The following is a 17335-nucleotide window of genomic DNA, read 5'->3' on the forward strand; positions in this document are numbered from 1 at the left end:
GCGGCGCATGAGCCGATCGGTTAACCCCTGGAAAATCCGCGAGGCCGCACGCTGTATTATCAGCGGCGGCCTCGTCGCCTATCCCACCGAAGCGGTCTTCGGGTTGGGCTGCGATCCGCTAAACGGTGCAGCCATGGGACGCCTGCTTGATCTCAAGCGGCGCCCGGTTGAAAAGGGGGTGATTCTGATTGCGGCCCATTTCGACCAGTTGCGTCCATTCATCAAACCCCTGGCTGAACCACGGATGGAGCCCATACTGGCCAGCTGGCCCGGACCTCATACCTGGCTGCTACCCGCCGCTGACAACCTGCCGGAGTGGCTCACCGGCAAGCATGACAGTCTGGCTGTCCGGGTCACTGCCCATCCGCTGGCCGCCGCCCTCTGCCAGGCCTGCAACTCCCCCATTGTATCCACCAGCGCCAACCGCAGCGGACAGCACCCGGCCCGCTCCCCACTTCAAGTGCGGCTGCGGCTCGGCCGGGGGGTGGACTATATTCTGAATGGCTCACTGGGTGGCAACCGGGCACCCTCCACCATCCGTGACGGGGCGACTGGTCGGGTGCTGCGCGGCTAATACGCCAAGCATCGGCGGACAGGACAAAAAAGGCTCTGCGCCTCTCGGCCTGAACAGGGAGGTGCACTCTCATACCGCCTGCCAATCCGCTTGCTCTTCATATAAAAACTTCATTCGAAGTTTGGGTTCCGCTGGATGATTCGACTTCCGCGCCACCGAGTATCGCAGCCAGGGACGGAAACAGGCGCGCATCTGCCTGAACGCAGCGAGTTAGGCGCGCCCCGTCGCTGGCGAGAAACCCAGGGGACCCCGCAGGGGTGGCGTGGTGGAGCGGGGGCTTTGGTTACTTTTACCCGTAAAAGTAACCCGGCCCGAAGGGCTGGTTTCCCCGAGTTAAAAACAGGTTGACCTACTAGAGGAATTTCGCCCGGCCTGACGGCCTGTGGCGAGGTACTTTTGTGGCCAAGACTGCCCAAAAGCCTTTCCCCGGCCAGCCTGCCCTTCGGGTGCTCTGCGCTTCTCGGCCTGTGCGGCGCACGAATATACAGCCTGCCAATCCGCTGGTTCTTCAGATAAAAACTTCAATCGAAGTTTGGGCTTCGTAGGATAGCCCGACTTCCGCGCCACCGAGTATCGCAGCCAGCGACGGAAAACGGCGCGCATTTGTCTGAGCGCAGCGAGTTATGCGCGCCCCGTCGCTGGCGAGAAACGCAGGGAACCCCGCAGGGGTGGCGTGGTGGAGAGAGGGTTTTGGTTACTTTTACCCGTAAAAGTAACCCGGTCCACAGGACCGGAATCCTCATTTTAAAAGAAATTTCGCCCGGCCTACGGCCTTTTGGCGAGGTACTTTTGTGGCCAAAAGTACCCAAAACCCTTTCCCGGTCAGCCTGCCCTGCGGGTACTCTGCGCTTCTCGGTCCGAGCGGCGCGTGAAAAAACTCGCCGCTGTGCGGCTCAAACAATTTCACGCGTATTTCCGCTCAGCCCTGCGATGCTCGACAGGCTGAACGGGGAGGCGCACGAATATACAGCCTGCCAATCTGCTCGTTCATCAGAAAACAGCCCCCGAGATTCAGGTTCCGCAAGGTAATCCGACTTCCACGCCACCGAGTATCGCAGCCAGGGACGGAAACAGGCGCGCATCTGTCTGAGCGCAGCGAGTTATGCGCGCCCCGTCGCTGGCGAGAAACACAGGGGACCCCGCAGGGGTGGCGTGGTGGAGCGGGGGTTTTGGTTACTTTTACCCGTAAAAGTAACCCGGCCCGAAGGGCTGGTTTCCCCGAGTTAAAAACAGGTTGACCTACTAGAGGAATTTCGCCCGGCCTGACGGCCTGTGGCGAGGTACTTTTGTGGCCAAAACTGCCCAAAAGCCTTTCCCCCGTCGCTGGCGAGAAACCCAGGGGACCCCGCAGGGGTGGGGTGGTGGAGCGCGGGTTTTGGTTACTTTTGCCGGTAAAAAAAACGGACTCATCATGGGAAGGGGATGAGTCCGAATGCGCCTTTACAAGCGCTGGAGGAGTATATTCAGGGGCGCTGACACCACCCCATCGATACGACAATGAAACTTCAAACTACCGGATCTAGCGTGAAAGCCTGCACTGCAACCTTCACTGACTGTAACGGCCATTCGGGCCAAAACTATAGCCAATTTATGTGATCTGTTTGGGGTTTTTTATCCCGATGGATCAACTCGCGCCCTTGTCAGCGACCTGTTTAACCCGGCTGTCATTCAGCTCGGTGATGCGCTGAATCAACCCCTGCATACCTTTGCGACGCACCTCCTTGGCGAAACTGCTGCGGTAGTTGGTGACCAGGCTGATCCCTTCGATCTTTACGTCATAGGCCTTCCAGTCACCATCCCGGATGTGCATGCGATAGACCACTTCCACCGGTGCAGCGCCGGCGCGCTTCACCTGGGTATGCACCGATACATCACTGTCCCCTTCGCTCATACGCAGCGGTGCGTAACTGATCTCCCAGCCCTGGAACTCCCTGAAAGCGGTGGCGTAGGTGCGGACCAGCAGACGCTGAAACTCACGGGAAAAGGCCTTTTTCTGCTCGGCCGTGGCCCGCCGCCAGTACTTACCCAGTACCAGACTGGAGACACGGTGGAAATCCACATGGGGGAGCAGCACATCATTGGCCAGCTGGTAGACAAATGCGGGATCCTCCTGCATGCGCGCCTGGTTCTCCATCAGGACTACCTGTAACTCATCGGAGATCCGCTGAATTACCTGTTGGGGGCCGGCCAGCTCTTCCGCAACCGCGGTGAATGGCAGACAGACCAGCAGCAGCACGAAGATAATCCGACGGCGTGCCAATGAAATCGATGCTGTTTTTTCCATCGCTATTGTCTCCACAAATCCTGTAGATCCCTCTCCAGGAGTAATTAAAATCTATAAGAAACCGGGAACAGTCAGTTGTGTAGCGGAACCCCATGGAGTTTCTTTAACATCTCCGGCTGATTTCCGGCAATCGGGAATCTTGTTCAGATTCATCGGGTTAATTGCCGTAGCAGTGTAAACCGCCACAGGCACTCCACCTGCGTAACTATCCCTAGCTGCCTGTAAGATTTTTCAGAAACCACGCCCGGTGAGGATTGAGTATCGTCAGGTCAGGTGTTGATCGATCCACTCATCGATCCAGTGAATGGCACGGGCGCCACTGAAGCGGGCCAGCTCCTGCTGGTGATGGAACAGGATCACCGTGGGGAAACCCCGCAACCGGTAGTGCCCCGCCAGCTTCATATTGTCATCCACCTCCACCTTGGCCAGCAGCACCTCACCGGCGCGCTCAACCACAACCCGCTCCAGGGCGGGTGCCAAAGCCAGGCAGGGTGAACACCACTCGGCCCAGAAGTCCACCAGCACCGGTTGTTGCGCCGATGCCGCCAGCACCCGCTGCTCAAACCCGTCCACATCCACATCAAATATAAAGGGTGACTGCTGCATAGCCCTCTGACTCCTACCTGCCTATCGAAGCCGGGCAAAGATACCACATCGCACAACTGCGGGTGGAGCCGGACCGGCTGTGTGGGGTATCTTATGGGATTGATTGGCCAATCCACACCCTTAATCCCAGCGACATCCTGGAGCTAGACCGATGCAGAGTAAAACCGCCCTCTCCGCCCGTTTCCCCGCCGCCCGCCCGCGCCGTATGCGCCGGGATGAGTTCTCCCGCCGGCTGATGCGGGAAAACGGGCTCACCCCAGCCGACTTCATCTACCCGGTATTTGTGCTGGAGGGGAGCGGTGAACGGGAGGCCGTCACCTCCATGCCGGGGGTGGAGCGCCTCAGTATCGATCTGCTGGTCAAGGAGGCCCGGGAGGTGGCTGCCCTGGGTATCCCGGCCATGGCGCTGTTTCCGGTCACACCGCAAAGCGCCAAGTCACTGGATGCCCGGGAGGCGTTCAATCCGGACGGGCTGGCCCAGCGCGCGGTGCGGGCCCTGAAAGATGCCCTGCCGGATCTGGGGGTGATCACCGACGTGGCCCTGGACCCCTTCACCACCCATGGCCAGGACGGTCTGCTGGATGAGACCGGCTATGTGATGAACGAGGCGACTGTCGAGGTACTGGTGAAACAGGCGGTCTCCCATGCCGCTGCCGGTGCCGACGTGGTGGCCCCCTCCGACATGATGGACGGACGCATCGGTGCGGTACGTTCTGCTCTGGAGTCGGCCGGACATATCCATACCCGGATCCTCGCTTACTCAGCCAAGTACGCCTCCAGCTTCTATGGCCCGTTCCGGGACGCGGTCGGCTCCGCGGCCAACCTGGGCGGCGGCAACAAGTACACCTACCAGATGGACCCGGCCAACTCCGACGAGGCGCTGCGGGAGGTGGAGCTGGACCTGAACGAGGGCGCCGACATGGTGATGGTGAAACCGGGCATGCCCTATCTGGACATTGTGCGCCGAGTCAAGGAGAGCTTTGGCGTCCCCACTTTCGCCTACCAGGTAAGCGGCGAATACGCCATGCTCAAAGCCGCCTCCATGAACGGCTGGCTGGATGAACGGGCAGTGGTGATGGAGTCCCTGCTCTGCTTCAAGCGGGCCGGTGCGGACGGTATCCTCACCTACTTCGCCAAGACCGCGGCCGAGTGGCTGGCGGAATAGTTACCCGGGATCGGTGCCGGAGCCGGCACCGATCCCCTTGCCCTATCGCAGATCCAGCCCATGACCGACAGATACGCCGTAATCGGCAATCCCATCGAACACAGCAAGTCACCGATGATTCACCAGGCCTTCGCCGAACAGACCGGCGAGACGCTCAGTTACGGGCGGCTGCTGGGCCATCTGGATGATTTCGAAGCCGATGTGCGGCGCTTTTTTGCCGGCGGTGGCCAGGGACTGAATGTGACCGTGCCATTCAAGGAACGGGCCTGGGCGCTGGCGGATGAGCGCACGCCCCGGGCCGAGAGCGCCGGTGCCGTCAACACCCTGATCCGCCTGGCAGATGGGCGGCTGCGCGGCGACAACACCGACGGTGCCGGACTGGTGCGGGATCTGACGGTCAATCACGGCTACCTGCTGAGTGGCTGCCGGGTGCTGCTGCTGGGCGCCGGGGGCGCCTCCAAGGGCGTGGTACGACCGTTGCTGGAGTGTGGCCCGGAACAGCTGGTGATCGCCAACCGGACCGCCGCCAAGGCGCGCCAGCTGGCCACTGCGCTGCAATCCCTGGGACCGGTGCAGGGTTGTGGTCTGGATGAACTGGAGGGGGGAGAGTACGACCTGATCATCAACGGCACCGCCGCCGGTCTGCAGGGCGCGGTACCACCAATCCCGGACAACATCCTGACACCCGGCGGCTGGATCTACGACATGCTGTATGCCAACGAACCCACCGCCTTTGTGCGCTGGGGGAAGGCCCATCGCGCCGGCAAGGCGCTGGACGGACTGGGCATGCTGGTGGAACAGGCGGCGGAGTCATTCTTCCTGTGGCGCGGCGTGCGCCCAGACACCGGCCCGGTCATGGCGCAGCTGCGCGCCTGACAACGCCTTCGGGACCAAGTCAGCCGGCCGCTAGGGTGGGCACGCTTTTTTTGCCCACGCGAGAGATACGATATTCGGAGAAGAGATAGGCACAGACTAGGCGCCCAACCCGCGCGCCACTTCCCCCCAAACCGGTAGGGTGGGCACGGCTTTTGTGCCCACGCGGAACATCCAACACTGGAAGCAGGAGCGGCCACCGGCCCACCCCGCAAAACTTGGGAACCCGCTCAGCCGGCGCGGTACTTCTGCGCCAGTTTCACGTAATGCTCCGCCACATAGGGCAGAAACCCCAGCTCTTTCTCGGTCAGCTCGCGCAGCCGCCGGGCCGGGGAACCGCACCAGAGATAACCACTCTCCAGCACCTTCCCCTCGGTCACCAGGCTGCCGGCCGCCAGAATCAGGTCGGGCTCCAGCACTGCCCCGTCCATCACGATCGACCCCATACCCACCAGGCAACGATCACCGATGGTACAGCCGTGTAACAGCACCTTGTGGCCGGCGGTCACATCGTTGCCGATAGTCAGGGCGTGGCCATGCGGTGCGCTCGGACCGGCGTGGGTGACGTGCAGCACACTGCCGTCCTGGATATTGGTGCGGGCACCGATACGGATGCTGTTCACGTCGCCCCGGATGGCGGTCATGGGCCAGATGGAGGCCTGATCGCCGATCACCACATCACCAATGATCACTGCACTGGGATCAACCCAGACCGAGGTACCCAGTTGAGGGGACTTGCCATCGAAGGTACGGATATTGGACATGGGCATCTCCTGTCACAGGCGCTGTTAATCAATACCGTTAGTCTAGTGGCTCAACCGCCGGAACAAAACCCGGCCCCTGAAACCAGCGCGACTAACGCCGTCACGGTCTGGAAATGGTCGCCCTAAACCGGCTATGCTGCGGGCTGTCGTCATCAAACGGATAGCGATCGGGAGGCTGAATGGGACAGGACAATCGCCAGGAGATCACTATGGGATCCCTGGCCCGGGAGCGGCTCTGGCCCTCGGCCGACTACAGTCAGCAGGTGGAGCGGTTACGTCGCTCCATCGGCAGCATGATCTACCTGGTGGAGCTGAAACCGGAGGCGATCAACCTGGGCGTGCGTTATTCCGACACCCCGTTCGAGCTGATTGATGTACTCGATTTTCCCCGCCCCGACCCCGCCCGGGGACTGGCTCCCCACCTGATCCTGCTGGACGATGGCCGGGGCATCAATCTGGGCCGCATCGCCCGTATCACCATCAATACCCCCTACAGCCCGCCCGCCGAGCATATCCTCTACCAGGAGTCTTTCGTGATGGAGCGGCTGTTACTGCGGGAGCGCCAACTCAGCGAAGCTTCCATTGCCGCCCGCTCCAAGCAGCTGTTGGGCCAACTTCTCGGTAAACGGCCGGACAAGCGGTTGTCCGGTAAGTAAAAGGCGGAGAGCAGAACTTGTCCTGTCACCACAACCACACTGCCTGTCGGGATGGTATAGTGACCCCGGAACAATAACCGCTCACTCGGGAGAGCTCTCTATGGAAATCGGTACTTTCGTCACCCTGGGTATTCTGGTCGCCATCGCCGTTTACGCCATTGCCATCTACAACGGCCTGGTCAATCTCAAACACGGCGTCACCAAGGCGTGGGCCAATATCGATGTGTTGATGAAGCAGCGTCACGATGAGCTGCCCAAGCTGGTGGAGACCTGCAAACAGTACATGCAGTATGAACAGGAGACCCTGGAGCAGGTGATGAAGGCCCGGGCCGCCGTCTCCAGCGCCCGGGAACAGGGGGACATCGGTGCCCTGGGCGGAGCCGAGAACCAGTTGCGACTGGGACTGGGCAACCTGTTTGCAGTGGCCGAGGCCTATCCCGACCTGAAGGCCAACGAGACCTTCCAGCACCTGCAGAGCCGCATCTCCGGCCTGGAGAACAGTATCGCCGACCGGCGCGAGTTCTATAACGAGAGCGTCAACAACAACAATGTGCGCATCGAGCAGTTCCCCGACCTGATCATCGCCCGGCTGTTCAATTTCAAGGCCGCCGAACTGCTGGAGTTCTCCCCCGAGGAGATCCAGGATGTGGATCTGAAATCCCTGTTTAACGGATGAGTCTGAACACCCAATTCATCCACTTTTCGGTTTTTGAGTTCTGGGCGCTGCTGCTGTTCTGCACGGTAGCGGCCCTGGGTGGTTTCTACTACGCCTTCCGCTGGCTGGGGCGCGCCCGGCTGATCGAGGACGCACCAACGGCAAAGATCCGCTCCGCCCACCAGGGCTACGTGGAACTGTCGGGCAACGCCCGGCCCATGGCCGGCGAGCCGATCCTGGCCCCCCTCACCGGCAGCGCCTGCTGCTGGTACCGCTACAGGATCGAAAAGAGCGGCGACAAGAACTGGCGCACGGTGGAGAGCGAAACCAGTGATGGCCTGTTCCTGCTCGAGGACGAGACCGGCCACTGCCTGGTCGATCCCGAGGGGGCCGAAGTAACGCCCAGCGATCGCAGTGTCTGGTATGGCAACACCCGCTATCCGCTGGATCGCTCGCCAGGCCGGCAGCGGGTACAGCGTACCCCCCTGCTGAAGCTGCTCGGTGTGCTGAACCGCCAGATCGGTTTCAGTCGCTACCGCTACACTGAAGAGCGCATCTACCCCGGTGACCGGCTCTACGCCATCGGCCAGTTCAAGAGCCTGGATGAGCTGGATCACCGGCAGAGCCGGGCGGATCTGACCCGCAGCCTGCTGCGGGAGTGGAAACGTGACCGGGCCACCCTGCTGGGCCGGTTCGATCTGAACGGTGACGGACAGATCGACCACCGGGAGTGGGAGACCGCCCGCAAGGCGGCCCAGGCCCAGGCCCGCCTGGAGCTGGCTGAGCAGCAGAGTAACCTGATTGAAAACCGTCTGAGTGCACCCGACTCCAGTCGCCAGCCGTTTCTGCTCTCCACCCTGGAGGACTTTGAGCTGGTGCGGCGCTACCGGCTCAAGGCGTTCGGCGCCATCGCACTGTTTTTTATCGCCGGCGGCGCCGCTGTCTGGCTCCTGGGCCAGGCCTTCAGCCACTAGCATCCGGAACCATAGCCCGGGCCTCTCACCCCCTGTGCCGATTTATGTCAGAATAAATACCCAATGCCGTATGCCTTCGGAGAACCCTGAATACCATGGATAACCCCCTGTTGAACCTGGAGGGGCTGCCCCCCTTCAGTAAAATACGCGCCGAACACGTGGAACCGGCCATCGATCAACTGCTGGCCGACAGCCGCGCCCTGACCAAAAAACTGCTGGCCCAGACCCCGCCATTCACCTGGGCCAATCTGGTGGAGCCGCTGGAGATCATGGAGGACCGCCTCAACCGCACCTGGTCGCCGGTCAGCCATCTCAACTCGGTACTCAACAGCGATGAGCTGCGCCAGGCCTACAACGCCTGCCTGCCGAAGCTCTCCGACTACGGCACCGAGATGGGCCAGAACGCGGAGCTGTTCGCCGCCTACAAGGCAGTCTATGAGCAGGACAGCTCGCTCGACGGGGCGCAGCGCAAACTGCTGGAGAATGCCCTGCGTGACTTCCACCTCTCCGGTGTTGACCTGCCGGCGGACAAAAAGCAGCGCTTCAAGGAGATTAGCCAGGAGCTCTCCAGCCTGACCAGCAAGTACAGCGAGAATGTGCTGGACGCCACCAACGCCTGGAGCAAGTTGATCAGCGACCCGGACCAACTGGCCGGTCTTCCCCAAAGCGCCCTGGACCTGGCCCACCAGACCGCCGAACAGCGCGGTCAAAGCGGCTGGATGCTGACCCTGGACTTCCCCTCCTACATGCCGGTGATGACCTATGCCGATAACCGGGAGCTGCGCCGGGAGCTGTACGAGGCCTACGCCACCCGCGCCTCCGACCAGGGCCCCGATGCCGGCAAGTGGGACAACAGCGAAGTGATGGAGCAGATCCTGCGCCTGCGCCACGAGCAGTCACAGATTCTCGGCTTCGACAACTATGCTGAACGCTCCATGGCCCGCAAGATGGCCCCCGGTACCGACCGGGTGATCGAGTTTCTCACCGACCTGGCGGAGCGTTCCAAGCCCCAGGCCGAGCGGGAGCTGGCGGAGTTGCAGGCGTTCGCCCGGGAGCAGCACGGTGTCACGGAGCTGGAGGCCTGGGACATCGGTTACTACAGCGAGAAGCTGCGCCAGCACCGCTACGCCATCACCCAGGAGGAGCTGAAACCCTACTTCCCCGAGCACCAGGTGGTCTCCGGCATGTTCGCCGTGGTGCAGAAGCTGTACGGCATCCAGATCAGCGAAGTGACCGACGTGGAGACCTGGCACCCCACGGTGCGCTTTTTTGAAATCCGCAATCCCGACGGCTCCCTTCAGGGCCAGTTCTACCTGGACCTGTACGCCCGCCCGAACAAGCGCGGCGGCGCCTGGATGGACGAATGCATGGTCCGCATGTTCACCCCCGGCTGTGACCAGATCCCGGTGGCCTACCTAGTGTGCAACTTCTCGCCCCCGGTGGGCGACAAGCCGGCCCTGTTCACCCATGACGAAGTGGAGACCCTGTTCCACGAGTTCGGCCACGGCCTGCACCACCTGCTGACCCGGGTCGACTACCCGGGGGTAGCCGGTATCAATGGCGTGGCCTGGGACGCGGTGGAGCTGCCCAGCCAGTTCATGGAGAACTGGTGCTGGGAGCGGGAGGCCCTGGACCTGTTCGCCGCCCACTTCGAAACCGGTGAAAAGCTGCCCCAGGCACTGTATGAGAAGATGATGGCGGCGAAGAATTTCCAGTCCGGCATGCAGATGGTGCGGCAGCTGGAGTTCAGCCTGTTCGACTTCCGCATGCACCGGGAGTACGACCCGGCCCGGGGCGGGCGCATCTACGACATTCTGAACGAAGTACGGGAGCAGGTGGCGGTGATCAAGCCACCCCCGTTCAACCGCTTTGCCCACGGCTTCTCCCACATCTTCGCCGGCGGCTATGCGGCCGGCTACTACAGCTACAAGTGGGCCGAAGTACTCTCGGCGGACGCCTTCTCCCTGTTTGAAGAGCGCGGCATATTTGACCGGGAGACCGGCCAGTCGTTTCTGCACAACATCCTGGAACAGGGTGGCTCAAAGGATGCCATGGAGCTGTTCGTCGCCTTCCGCGGCCGGGAGCCCCAGATTGACGCCCTGCTGCGCCACAGCGGGATCAGCCCATGACAGGCAGGGCGTTGAGAGGCGTTTTGCTGGCCCTGCTGCTGGGTGGCCTGACCCTCGGCAGCGCCCAGGGCGCCCGCATCACCGACAAACTGCTGGCCGGTTTCTATGCGGAGCCGGATAACAGCACCCAACCGATTCGGGTCCTGCCCAGCGACACGCCGCTGGAGCGGCTGGAAAAAAAGGGCAGCTTCACCCGCGTCCGCCTGGGCGACGGCAGTGAGGGCTGGGTGGAGAGCCGCTTCATCACCGATGAGAAACCGGCCCGCATCATGCTGCTGGAGCTGCAGGCTAAAAACAGCCAGTTGCAACAGCAGCTGCGGGCGGCGGAACAGCAGCTGAAAGCCCAGGGCAAGGATCAAGCGGTCGACAACGGCAGTGCCGATGATACGGTTTTGAACAGCCTGAAACAGCAACTGGCGGATGCCCGGGCCGAGAATGCCCGGCTGAAAACCCAACCTGCCCCCCGGGACAACGGTCCGTTGCTGGAACGGATCGCCGAGTTGGAGCAACAGCTGGCAGCCACCTCCGCCGGGACCACCGACAACAGCGAGCTGGAGCGGCTGCGCCAGGCCAATGAGAATCTGGAACAGCGTCTGGCCCAGATCGCCCGGCTGGCCGGCAGCAATCAGCCATTGCCAGCCGGCGGATCCCCGGACCGCTTCGAGGCGTGGCAACTGCCACTGCTGTTGCTGGCCATGCTGTTCAGCTTTATCGGCGGTGTGGCGTTTAAAAATTACCGCCTGGCGCGGCGCTATGGCGGCCTCCGGGTCTAGGAATTTATGAAATATTCAGATCTGCGTGACTTTATTGAACAACTGGAGGCGCTGGGCGAGCTGAAGCGGGTCAGGGTCGAGGTGGATCCCCACCTGGAAGTGACCGAGATCTGCGACCGCACCCTGCGTGCCGGGGGACCGGCCCTGCTGTTTGAGCGGGTCAAGGGCTCCCGCTTTCCGCTGCTGGGCAACCTGTTCGGCACGCCCCGCCGGGTGGCACTGGGCATGGGCGAGGAGTCGGTGGAGGCGCTGCGGGAGGTGGGCCGGCTGCTGGCCATGCTGAAGGAGCCGGAACCACCCAAGGGGATGAAGGATGCCTGGTCCAAGCTGCCGGTATTCCGCAAGGTGCTGGACATGGCGCCCAAGGAGGTCAAACGGCCACCCTGTCAGGCGGTGGTACTGGAAGAGCCGGAGATCGACCTGGCAGAGCTGCCGATCCAGACCTGCTGGCCCGGGGATGCGGGGCCGCTAATCACCTGGGGCCTGGTGGTCACCCGGGGGCCGGAGAAGAGCCGGCAGAACCTGGGCATCTACCGCATGCAGGTGATCGGCAAAAACCGGGTGATCATGCGCTGGCTGTCACACCGGGGCGGTGCACTGGACTTCCGGGAGTGGCAACAGCGCCATCCGGGCGAGCCGTTTCCGGTCAGTGTCGCCCTGGGGGCCGACCCGGCCACTATCCTGGCGGCGGTCACACCAGTACCGGACACCCTCTCCGAGTACGCCTTTGCCGGCCTGTTGCGCGGCAGCCGCACCGAGGTAGCCCACTGCCTGACCAACGATTTGCAGGTACCCGCCTCGGCCGAATTTGTCCTGGAGGGCTATCTCTACCCCGACGACATGGCCCCCGAAGGGCCGTTCGGCGATCACACCGGTTACTACAACGAAGTGGACCACTTCCCGGTGTTCACCATCGAGCGCATCAGCCACCGGCGCGACCCGATCTACCACAGCACCTACACCGGCCGGCCACCGGACGAGCCGGCCATCCTGGGGGTGGCCCTGAACGAGGTGTTCGTGCCGATCCTGCAGAAGCAGTTCCCGGAGATCGTCGACTTCTACCTGCCGCCGGAGGGGTGCTCCTACCGTATGGCGGTGGTATCGATGAAAAAACAGTACCCGGGTCATGCCAAGCGGGTGATGCTGGGCATCTGGTCATTCCTGCGCCAGTTCATGTACACCAAGTTCGTCATTGTCACCGATGACGATGTGAACGTGCGGGACTGGAATGATGTGATCTGGGCCATGACCACCCGCATGGACCCGGCCCGGGACACCACCCTGATCGAGAACACGCCGATCGACTACCTGGATTTCGCCTCGCCGGTCTCCGGCCTCGGTTCCAAGATCGGCTTCGACGCCACCAACAAATGGCCCGGCGAGACCCAGCGGGAGTGGGGCCGTCCCATCACCATGGATGCAGCGGTGAAACAACGGGTGGACGAGATCTGGGAGAGCCTGGATATCAGCAATCCGAATGATTGAATCGGGCCACTGCTCTGGGGCTATAATTGCGGACCACTGAGAACAAGAACAGAGGAGAAGTCAGGATGCGTACCATCATGTTGATGAATGCCAAGGGGGGTTGTGGCAAGACCACACTGGCAACCAATATCGCCACCTGGTTCGCCGATGAGGGCGCTACCGTTGCGCTTGCCGACTTCGATCCACAGGGGTCCTCGCTGGACTGGCTGGAAGCGCGCAAGGACTACGAGGGCATACCGGATATCCAGGGCATCGATGCCACCCGAAACCCGGTAAGACCGGCCCGGGGCACCGATATCCTGATCATGGACGCACCCGCCGGCACCCACGGCAGCGAGATCAACAGCATGTTGAAACGGGTTCAGTCCCTGATCGTACCGGTACTCCCCTCGCCGATTGACATGCGCGCCTGTAGCCGTTTTCTGGAGGAGCTGCTGCGCAGCGGCCGGGTATCACGCCAGCAGACCCAAATCGCCATCGTGGCCAACCGGGTACGGGAAAACACCCTGATCTACCGGCAGCTGGAAGAGTATCTGGCCCATCTGAACGTACCATTCCTGACCCATCTGCGGGAGAGCCAGAACTATATCCGGGCCGCCGAGCGGGGCCTGGGTATTTTCGAGATGGCGCCATCCATGGTGTGGCAGGACGAGGAGTTGTGGGATCCGATACTGGCCTGGCTGGAGAATCAGTAACCCGATTTGGCTGGAGTGTCTGACCCCATCAGTGATTTTTTATAAACAACGCTTGATCTTCGGTTGAATCACTTCCCGCCCAGCCTTCGGCGAGGTACTTTTGTGGCCAAAAGTACCCAAAACCCTTTCCCGGTCAGCCTGCCCTGCGGGTACTCTGCGCTTCTCGGTCTGAGCGGCGCGTGAAAAAACTCGCCGCTGTGCGGCTCAGACAATTTCACGCGTATTTCCGCTCAGTCCTGCGATGCTCGACAGGCTGAACGGGGAGGAGCACTGCCATACCGCCTGCCAATCGGCTTGTTCTTCATTCAAAAACTTCAATCGAAGTTTGGGCACCGCAGGATGATCCGACTTCCACGCCACCGAGTATCGCAGCCGGCGACGGAAACAGGCGCGCATTTGTCTGAGCGCAGCGAGTTATGCGCGCCCCGTCGCTGGCGAGAAACGCAGGGAACCCCGCAGGGGTAGCGTGGTGGAGAGAGGGTTTTGGTTACTTTTACCCGTAAAAGTAACCCGGTCCACAGGACCGGAATCCTCATTTTAAAAGAAATTTCGCCCGGCCTACGGCCTTTTGGCGAGGTACTTTTGTGGCCAAAACTGCCCAAAACCCTTTCCCCGGTCAGCCTGCCCTACGGGTGCTCTGCGCTTCTCGGCCTGAGCGGCGCACGAATATCACGAATATACAGCCTGCCAATCCGCGGTTCTTCATATAAAAACTTCATTCGAAGTTTGGGTTCCACAGGATGATCCGACCTCCACGCCACCGAGTATCGCAGCCGGCGACGGAAAATAGCGCGCATTTGTCTGAGCGCAGCGAGTTATGCGCGCCCCGTCGCTGGTGAGAAACGCAGGGAACCCCGCAGGGGTGGCGTGGTGGAGAGAGGGTTTTGGTTACTTTTACCCGTAAAAGTAACCCGGTCCACAGGACCGGAATCCTCATTTTAAAAGAAATTTCGCCCGGCCTACGGCCTTTTGGCGAGGTACTTTTGTGGCCAAAAGTACCCAAAACCCTTTCCCGGTCAGCCTGCCCTGCGGGTACTCTGCGCTTCTCGGCCTGAGCGGCGCGTGAAAAAACTCGCCGCTGTGCGGCTCAGACAATTTCACGCGTATTTCCGCTCAGCCCTGCGATGCTCGACAGGCTGAACGGGGAGGTGCACTGCCATACCGCCTGCCAATCGGCTTGTTCTTCATTCAAAAACTTCAATCGAAGTTCGGGCACCGAAGGATGATCCGACTTCCACGCCACCGAGTATCGCAGCCAGTGACGGAAACTGGCGCCCATTTGTCTGAGCGCAGCGAGTTATGCGCGCCCCGTCGCTGGCGAGAAACCCAGGGAACCCCGCAGGGGTGGCGTGGTGGAGCGGGGGTTTTGGTTACTTTTACCCGTAAAAGTAACCCGGCGAAGGGGGCCGGATCCCCCGTATACTGAAGCAGCGTCGCGAAGCGACACAATGTCTCATAATCAACTAACACGCTGAACTCTACCGCCAACATGTGGCTGAAGGTCTGGAAGGAATCAAGGGTGCGCCTGTACTTCCCTCACTCATCTGGGTCTAGCCACAAAAGTACCTGACCGAAGGCTGGGCAAAAGCCCCTAAATAACCCTTTACTCAGGTGAGCCCGGCAACCAGGCTTATCATAACCTTCAACGACACCCCGCCAGTCCGCTTTGCAGATCCGGATAACGCAGCTTCACCCCCAACTCCCGCTGCAACTTGCGGCTGTCCAGGCGGCGGGACTCCTGCAGGTAAGAGAGCATGCCGGCAGAGAGCCGGGAACCCGCATCCGCCAGGGAAATCTGTGGCGGACGCGGCAGTCCGGCCCAGTCGGCCACCCGGTTAAAGTAGTCGGTCATATTGCCGGGACAGCCATCACTCGCGTTGTAGATCTCGCCGTCACCGCCCCGGGCCATGGCCGCCCGGCACACCTGCACCAGATCATCAACATGGATGCGGTTGGTAAAGGGCGCCTCCGACTCCTGCACCGTCGGCTCACCCCTTTCCAGGCGAGCCAGCGGCAGCTTGTCCGGGCCGTAGATGCCCGCCACTCGCAGAACAACCAGTTGCCCACCTGTGGAGCGGCTCCAGGCCCGGAACTGTTGTTCACCATCCCAGCGTCGGCGGGCGCGATCCACCTGGGGATGGGCCGGCCGGGTCTCATCCACCCAATCGCCGGCGCAGTCGCCATACACTCCGGTGGTGCTGAGGTAGACCACCCGGCGGGGCTGGCCGGTCCGGGCAAAGCCGGCAATCAATCGACCGACCCGGGTCTCGGCCACACCCTGTCGGGGTGGCGGGGCAAAATAGTAGAGCTCCGTACCCTGCAGATCCGGTATGTCGACCGTCGGCAGTGCTGCATCCAGGTCCAGGATTCTGGCCGGAATTCCAGCCATCTGCAGCGTTGCCACGCTGGCCTGAGTGCGTACAATGCCCGTTACCGAAGCCCCATCCTGCAGCTCGGCCTGGGCGACGCGGCGGCCCAGATAGCCGCAGCCAAATATCACCTTATGTGTCATCACTTTTGTATTTCACAGTAAAATAGTAGAGAATTCCACGATAGCCTGGAAAAAAATGAAGGATTTTTATGAGTTTTGTAGTAACAGTAGAACCCAGTGGACACAGCTTTACCACCGAAAAGGGCGAGACTATCCTGGAGGCCGCTGACCGCCACGGGATCTCCCTCCCTTATGGCTGCCGTAATGGTGCCTGTGGCAGCTGTGCCAGTACCCTGGTCTCCGGCACGGTCATCTATCCTGATGATGACGAGATAATCACCAGCGACAAGCCGGACGACTACTGTCTCACCTGCCAGGCCATACCCAGTAGCGATATTACCCTGCGCGCCCATGAGATCGAAACGGAGTCGGATGAAGAGGTGCGCAATCTGATCTGCTCCGTAGAGCAGATGGATCAGCTCTCCCATGACGTGATGCGCGTCTTCCTGCGACTGCCGGAGAACGAACGGCTGCAGTACCTGGCCGGTCAGTATCTTGATTTTATCCTGGAGGATGGTCGCCGGCGCGCCTTCTCCATGGCCAACGCCCCGCACGACGATGAGCTGATCGAGCTGCACATCCGCCATGTCCCCGGGGGCGAATTTACCGACTACGTATTCGAGAAGATGCAGGTCGGGGATCGCCAGGAGATTGCCGCACCCATGGGCGGCTTCTACCTGCGGGAGGATTCCGACCGGCCGCTGATTTTCATGGCTGGCGGCACCGGCTTCGCCCCCCTGAAGGCGGTTATCGAACACGCGTTCCATATTGGTGATAAACGGCCGATCCATCTCTACTGGGGAGTCCGCAGCAAGCGGGATCTCTACCTGGGAGAACTGGCCGAACAGTGGGCCCAACAACATCCCCAACTCGACTACACCGCCGTGCTATCCGAACCGGACGCGGATTGGCAGGGAGCCCGGGGGTTTGTGCATGAGACGGTGCTGCGGGATCACCCGGACATGAGTCCGTTCGATCTCTACATGAGTGGCCCGCCGGTGATGATTTTTGCGGCCCGGGACGCCTTTGTGGAAGCGGGTCTGGATCGGGACCGGATGTTCTCTGACGTATTCGAGTGGGCCCAGGACAATCCCAACAAGTAAACCTGGCGGCTGCCCATATACCGACTGGCTCGCCACGTCATCCTGACAGTAGCAACGGCGTGAGCTGCGATCGCAGCACCTTTCGCAGCTCACGCCGTTCGCACAATT

The 17335-nt window shown here is 61.4% G+C and carries 15 protein-coding genes; 11 read left to right on the plus strand and 4 right to left on the minus strand.

What is annotated here, in order from left to right; all coding sequences use genetic code 11:
* Positions 1-7 precede the first annotated feature (7 nt).
* A complete protein-coding gene (tsaC, locus tag AAY24_RS12540) occupies positions 8-574 on the plus strand; it encodes an L-threonylcarbamoyladenylate synthase type 1 TsaC (RefSeq protein ID WP_046859970.1) in 567 nt (188 codons plus the stop codon).
* A 1624-nt stretch (positions 575-2198) separates the two neighbouring features.
* Here tsaC and AAY24_RS12545 read toward each other — a convergent pair.
* Entirely contained in the window at positions 2199-2858 is a 660-nt protein-coding gene (locus tag AAY24_RS12545; protein WP_052761231.1) for an MlaC/ttg2D family ABC transporter substrate-binding protein, read from the minus strand.
* Between the two features lie 264 nt (positions 2859-3122).
* Positions 3123-3464, minus strand: a complete 342-nt coding sequence (locus AAY24_RS12550; protein ID WP_046859971.1) for a thioredoxin family protein — start codon at positions 3462-3464, stop codon at positions 3123-3125.
* 151 nt (positions 3465-3615) lie between these two features.
* On the opposite strand from AAY24_RS12550, the gene hemB reads away from it, so the two are divergent.
* Both hemB and aroE read left to right on the plus strand, forming a co-directional pair.
* Entirely contained in the window at positions 3616-4629 is a 1014-nt protein-coding gene (gene hemB / locus AAY24_RS12555; protein WP_046859972.1) for a porphobilinogen synthase, read from the plus strand.
* Between the two features lie 60 nt (positions 4630-4689).
* The gene (aroE, locus tag AAY24_RS12560) at positions 4690-5505 is read left to right on the plus strand and encodes a shikimate dehydrogenase (RefSeq protein ID WP_046859973.1); all 816 of its coding nucleotides are present in this window, start codon (positions 4690-4692) and stop codon (positions 5503-5505) included.
* A gap of 227 nt (positions 5506-5732) precedes the next feature.
* On the opposite strand, the gene AAY24_RS12565 is transcribed toward aroE, so the two are convergent.
* Complete coding sequence (locus AAY24_RS12565) at positions 5733-6266, minus strand: gamma carbonic anhydrase family protein (protein ID WP_046859974.1); 534 nt, start codon at positions 6264-6266, stop codon at positions 5733-5735.
* Between the two features lie 179 nt (positions 6267-6445).
* Between AAY24_RS12565 and AAY24_RS12570 the strand changes: the two genes are divergently transcribed.
* From AAY24_RS12570 to AAY24_RS12600, 7 genes are all read left to right on the plus strand, one after another.
* On the plus strand, positions 6446-6922 hold the full coding sequence (locus tag AAY24_RS12570) for a hypothetical protein (protein ID WP_234422173.1): 477 nt from the start codon (positions 6446-6448) through the stop codon (positions 6920-6922).
* Positions 6923-7022: 100 nt separating this feature from the next.
* Positions 7023-7598, plus strand: a complete 576-nt coding sequence (locus AAY24_RS12575; protein WP_046859975.1) for a LemA family protein — start codon at positions 7023-7025, stop codon at positions 7596-7598.
* The gene (locus tag AAY24_RS12580; protein ID WP_046859976.1) at positions 7595-8551 is read left to right on the plus strand and encodes a GIDE domain-containing protein; all 957 of its coding nucleotides are present in this window, start codon (positions 7595-7597) and stop codon (positions 8549-8551) included. The genes AAY24_RS12575 and AAY24_RS12580 overlap by 4 nt, the downstream gene beginning before the upstream one ends.
* Positions 8552-8646: 95 nt before the next feature.
* Positions 8647-10680, plus strand: a complete 2034-nt coding sequence (gene prlC, locus AAY24_RS12585; RefSeq protein WP_046859977.1) for an oligopeptidase A — start codon at positions 8647-8649, stop codon at positions 10678-10680.
* A complete protein-coding gene (locus AAY24_RS12590; protein WP_082117137.1) occupies positions 10677-11453 on the plus strand; it encodes a TIGR04211 family SH3 domain-containing protein in 777 nt (258 codons plus the stop codon). The genes prlC and AAY24_RS12590 overlap by 4 nt, the downstream gene beginning before the upstream one ends.
* 6 nt (positions 11454-11459) lie before the next feature.
* Positions 11460-12938, plus strand: a complete 1479-nt coding sequence (ubiD, locus tag AAY24_RS12595; protein WP_046859979.1) for a 4-hydroxy-3-polyprenylbenzoate decarboxylase — start codon at positions 11460-11462, stop codon at positions 12936-12938.
* A 65-nt stretch (positions 12939-13003) separates the two neighbouring features.
* Positions 13004-13633, plus strand: coding sequence for a nucleotide-binding protein (locus tag AAY24_RS12600; protein WP_046859980.1), 630 nt, complete (start codon positions 13004-13006; stop codon positions 13631-13633).
* A 1642-nt stretch (positions 13634-15275) separates the two neighbouring features.
* On the opposite strand, the gene AAY24_RS12605 is transcribed toward AAY24_RS12600, so the two are convergent.
* Entirely contained in the window at positions 15276-16145 is an 870-nt protein-coding gene (locus AAY24_RS12605; RefSeq protein WP_046859981.1) for an SDR family oxidoreductase, read from the minus strand.
* Between the two features lie 68 nt (positions 16146-16213).
* On the opposite strand from AAY24_RS12605, the gene AAY24_RS12610 reads away from it, so the two are divergent.
* Positions 16214-17227, plus strand: coding sequence for a CDP-6-deoxy-delta-3,4-glucoseen reductase (locus AAY24_RS12610; RefSeq protein ID WP_046859982.1), 1014 nt, complete (start codon positions 16214-16216; stop codon positions 17225-17227).
* Positions 17228-17335 lie beyond the last annotated feature (108 nt).

The organism is Sedimenticola thiotaurini (assembly GCF_001007875.1).
GTDB classification, from domain to species: Bacteria; Pseudomonadota; Gammaproteobacteria; order Chromatiales; family Chromatiaceae; genus Sedimenticola; species Sedimenticola thiotaurini.

Excerpts from the sequence above, each read along its gene's own strand:
- tsaC (WP_046859970.1), top strand. The coding sequence starts at position 8 with ATGAGCCGATCGGTTAACCCCTGGAAAATCCGCGAGGCCGCACGCTGT.
- AAY24_RS12545 (WP_052761231.1), bottom strand. The coding sequence starts at position 2,858 with ATGGAAAAAACAGCATCGATTTCATTGGCACGCCGTCGGATTATCTTC.
- AAY24_RS12550 (WP_046859971.1), bottom strand. The coding sequence starts at position 3,464 with ATGCAGCAGTCACCCTTTATATTTGATGTGGATGTGGACGGGTTTGAG.
- hemB (WP_046859972.1), top strand. The coding sequence starts at position 3,616 with ATGCAGAGTAAAACCGCCCTCTCCGCCCGTTTCCCCGCCGCCCGCCCG.
- aroE (WP_046859973.1), top strand. The coding sequence starts at position 4,690 with ATGACCGACAGATACGCCGTAATCGGCAATCCCATCGAACACAGCAAG.
- AAY24_RS12565 (WP_046859974.1), bottom strand. The coding sequence starts at position 6,266 with ATGTCCAATATCCGTACCTTCGATGGCAAGTCCCCTCAACTGGGTACC.
- AAY24_RS12570 (WP_234422173.1), top strand. The coding sequence starts at position 6,446 with ATGGGACAGGACAATCGCCAGGAGATCACTATGGGATCCCTGGCCCGG.
- AAY24_RS12575 (WP_046859975.1), top strand. The coding sequence starts at position 7,023 with ATGGAAATCGGTACTTTCGTCACCCTGGGTATTCTGGTCGCCATCGCC.
- AAY24_RS12580 (WP_046859976.1), top strand. The coding sequence starts at position 7,595 with ATGAGTCTGAACACCCAATTCATCCACTTTTCGGTTTTTGAGTTCTGG.
- prlC (WP_046859977.1), top strand. The coding sequence starts at position 8,647 with ATGGATAACCCCCTGTTGAACCTGGAGGGGCTGCCCCCCTTCAGTAAA.
- AAY24_RS12590 (WP_082117137.1), top strand. The coding sequence starts at position 10,677 with ATGACAGGCAGGGCGTTGAGAGGCGTTTTGCTGGCCCTGCTGCTGGGT.
- ubiD (WP_046859979.1), top strand. The coding sequence starts at position 11,460 with ATGAAATATTCAGATCTGCGTGACTTTATTGAACAACTGGAGGCGCTG.
- AAY24_RS12600 (WP_046859980.1), top strand. The coding sequence starts at position 13,004 with ATGCGTACCATCATGTTGATGAATGCCAAGGGGGGTTGTGGCAAGACC.
- AAY24_RS12605 (WP_046859981.1), bottom strand. The coding sequence starts at position 16,145 with ATGACACATAAGGTGATATTTGGCTGCGGCTATCTGGGCCGCCGCGTC.
- AAY24_RS12610 (WP_046859982.1), top strand. The coding sequence starts at position 16,214 with ATGAGTTTTGTAGTAACAGTAGAACCCAGTGGACACAGCTTTACCACC.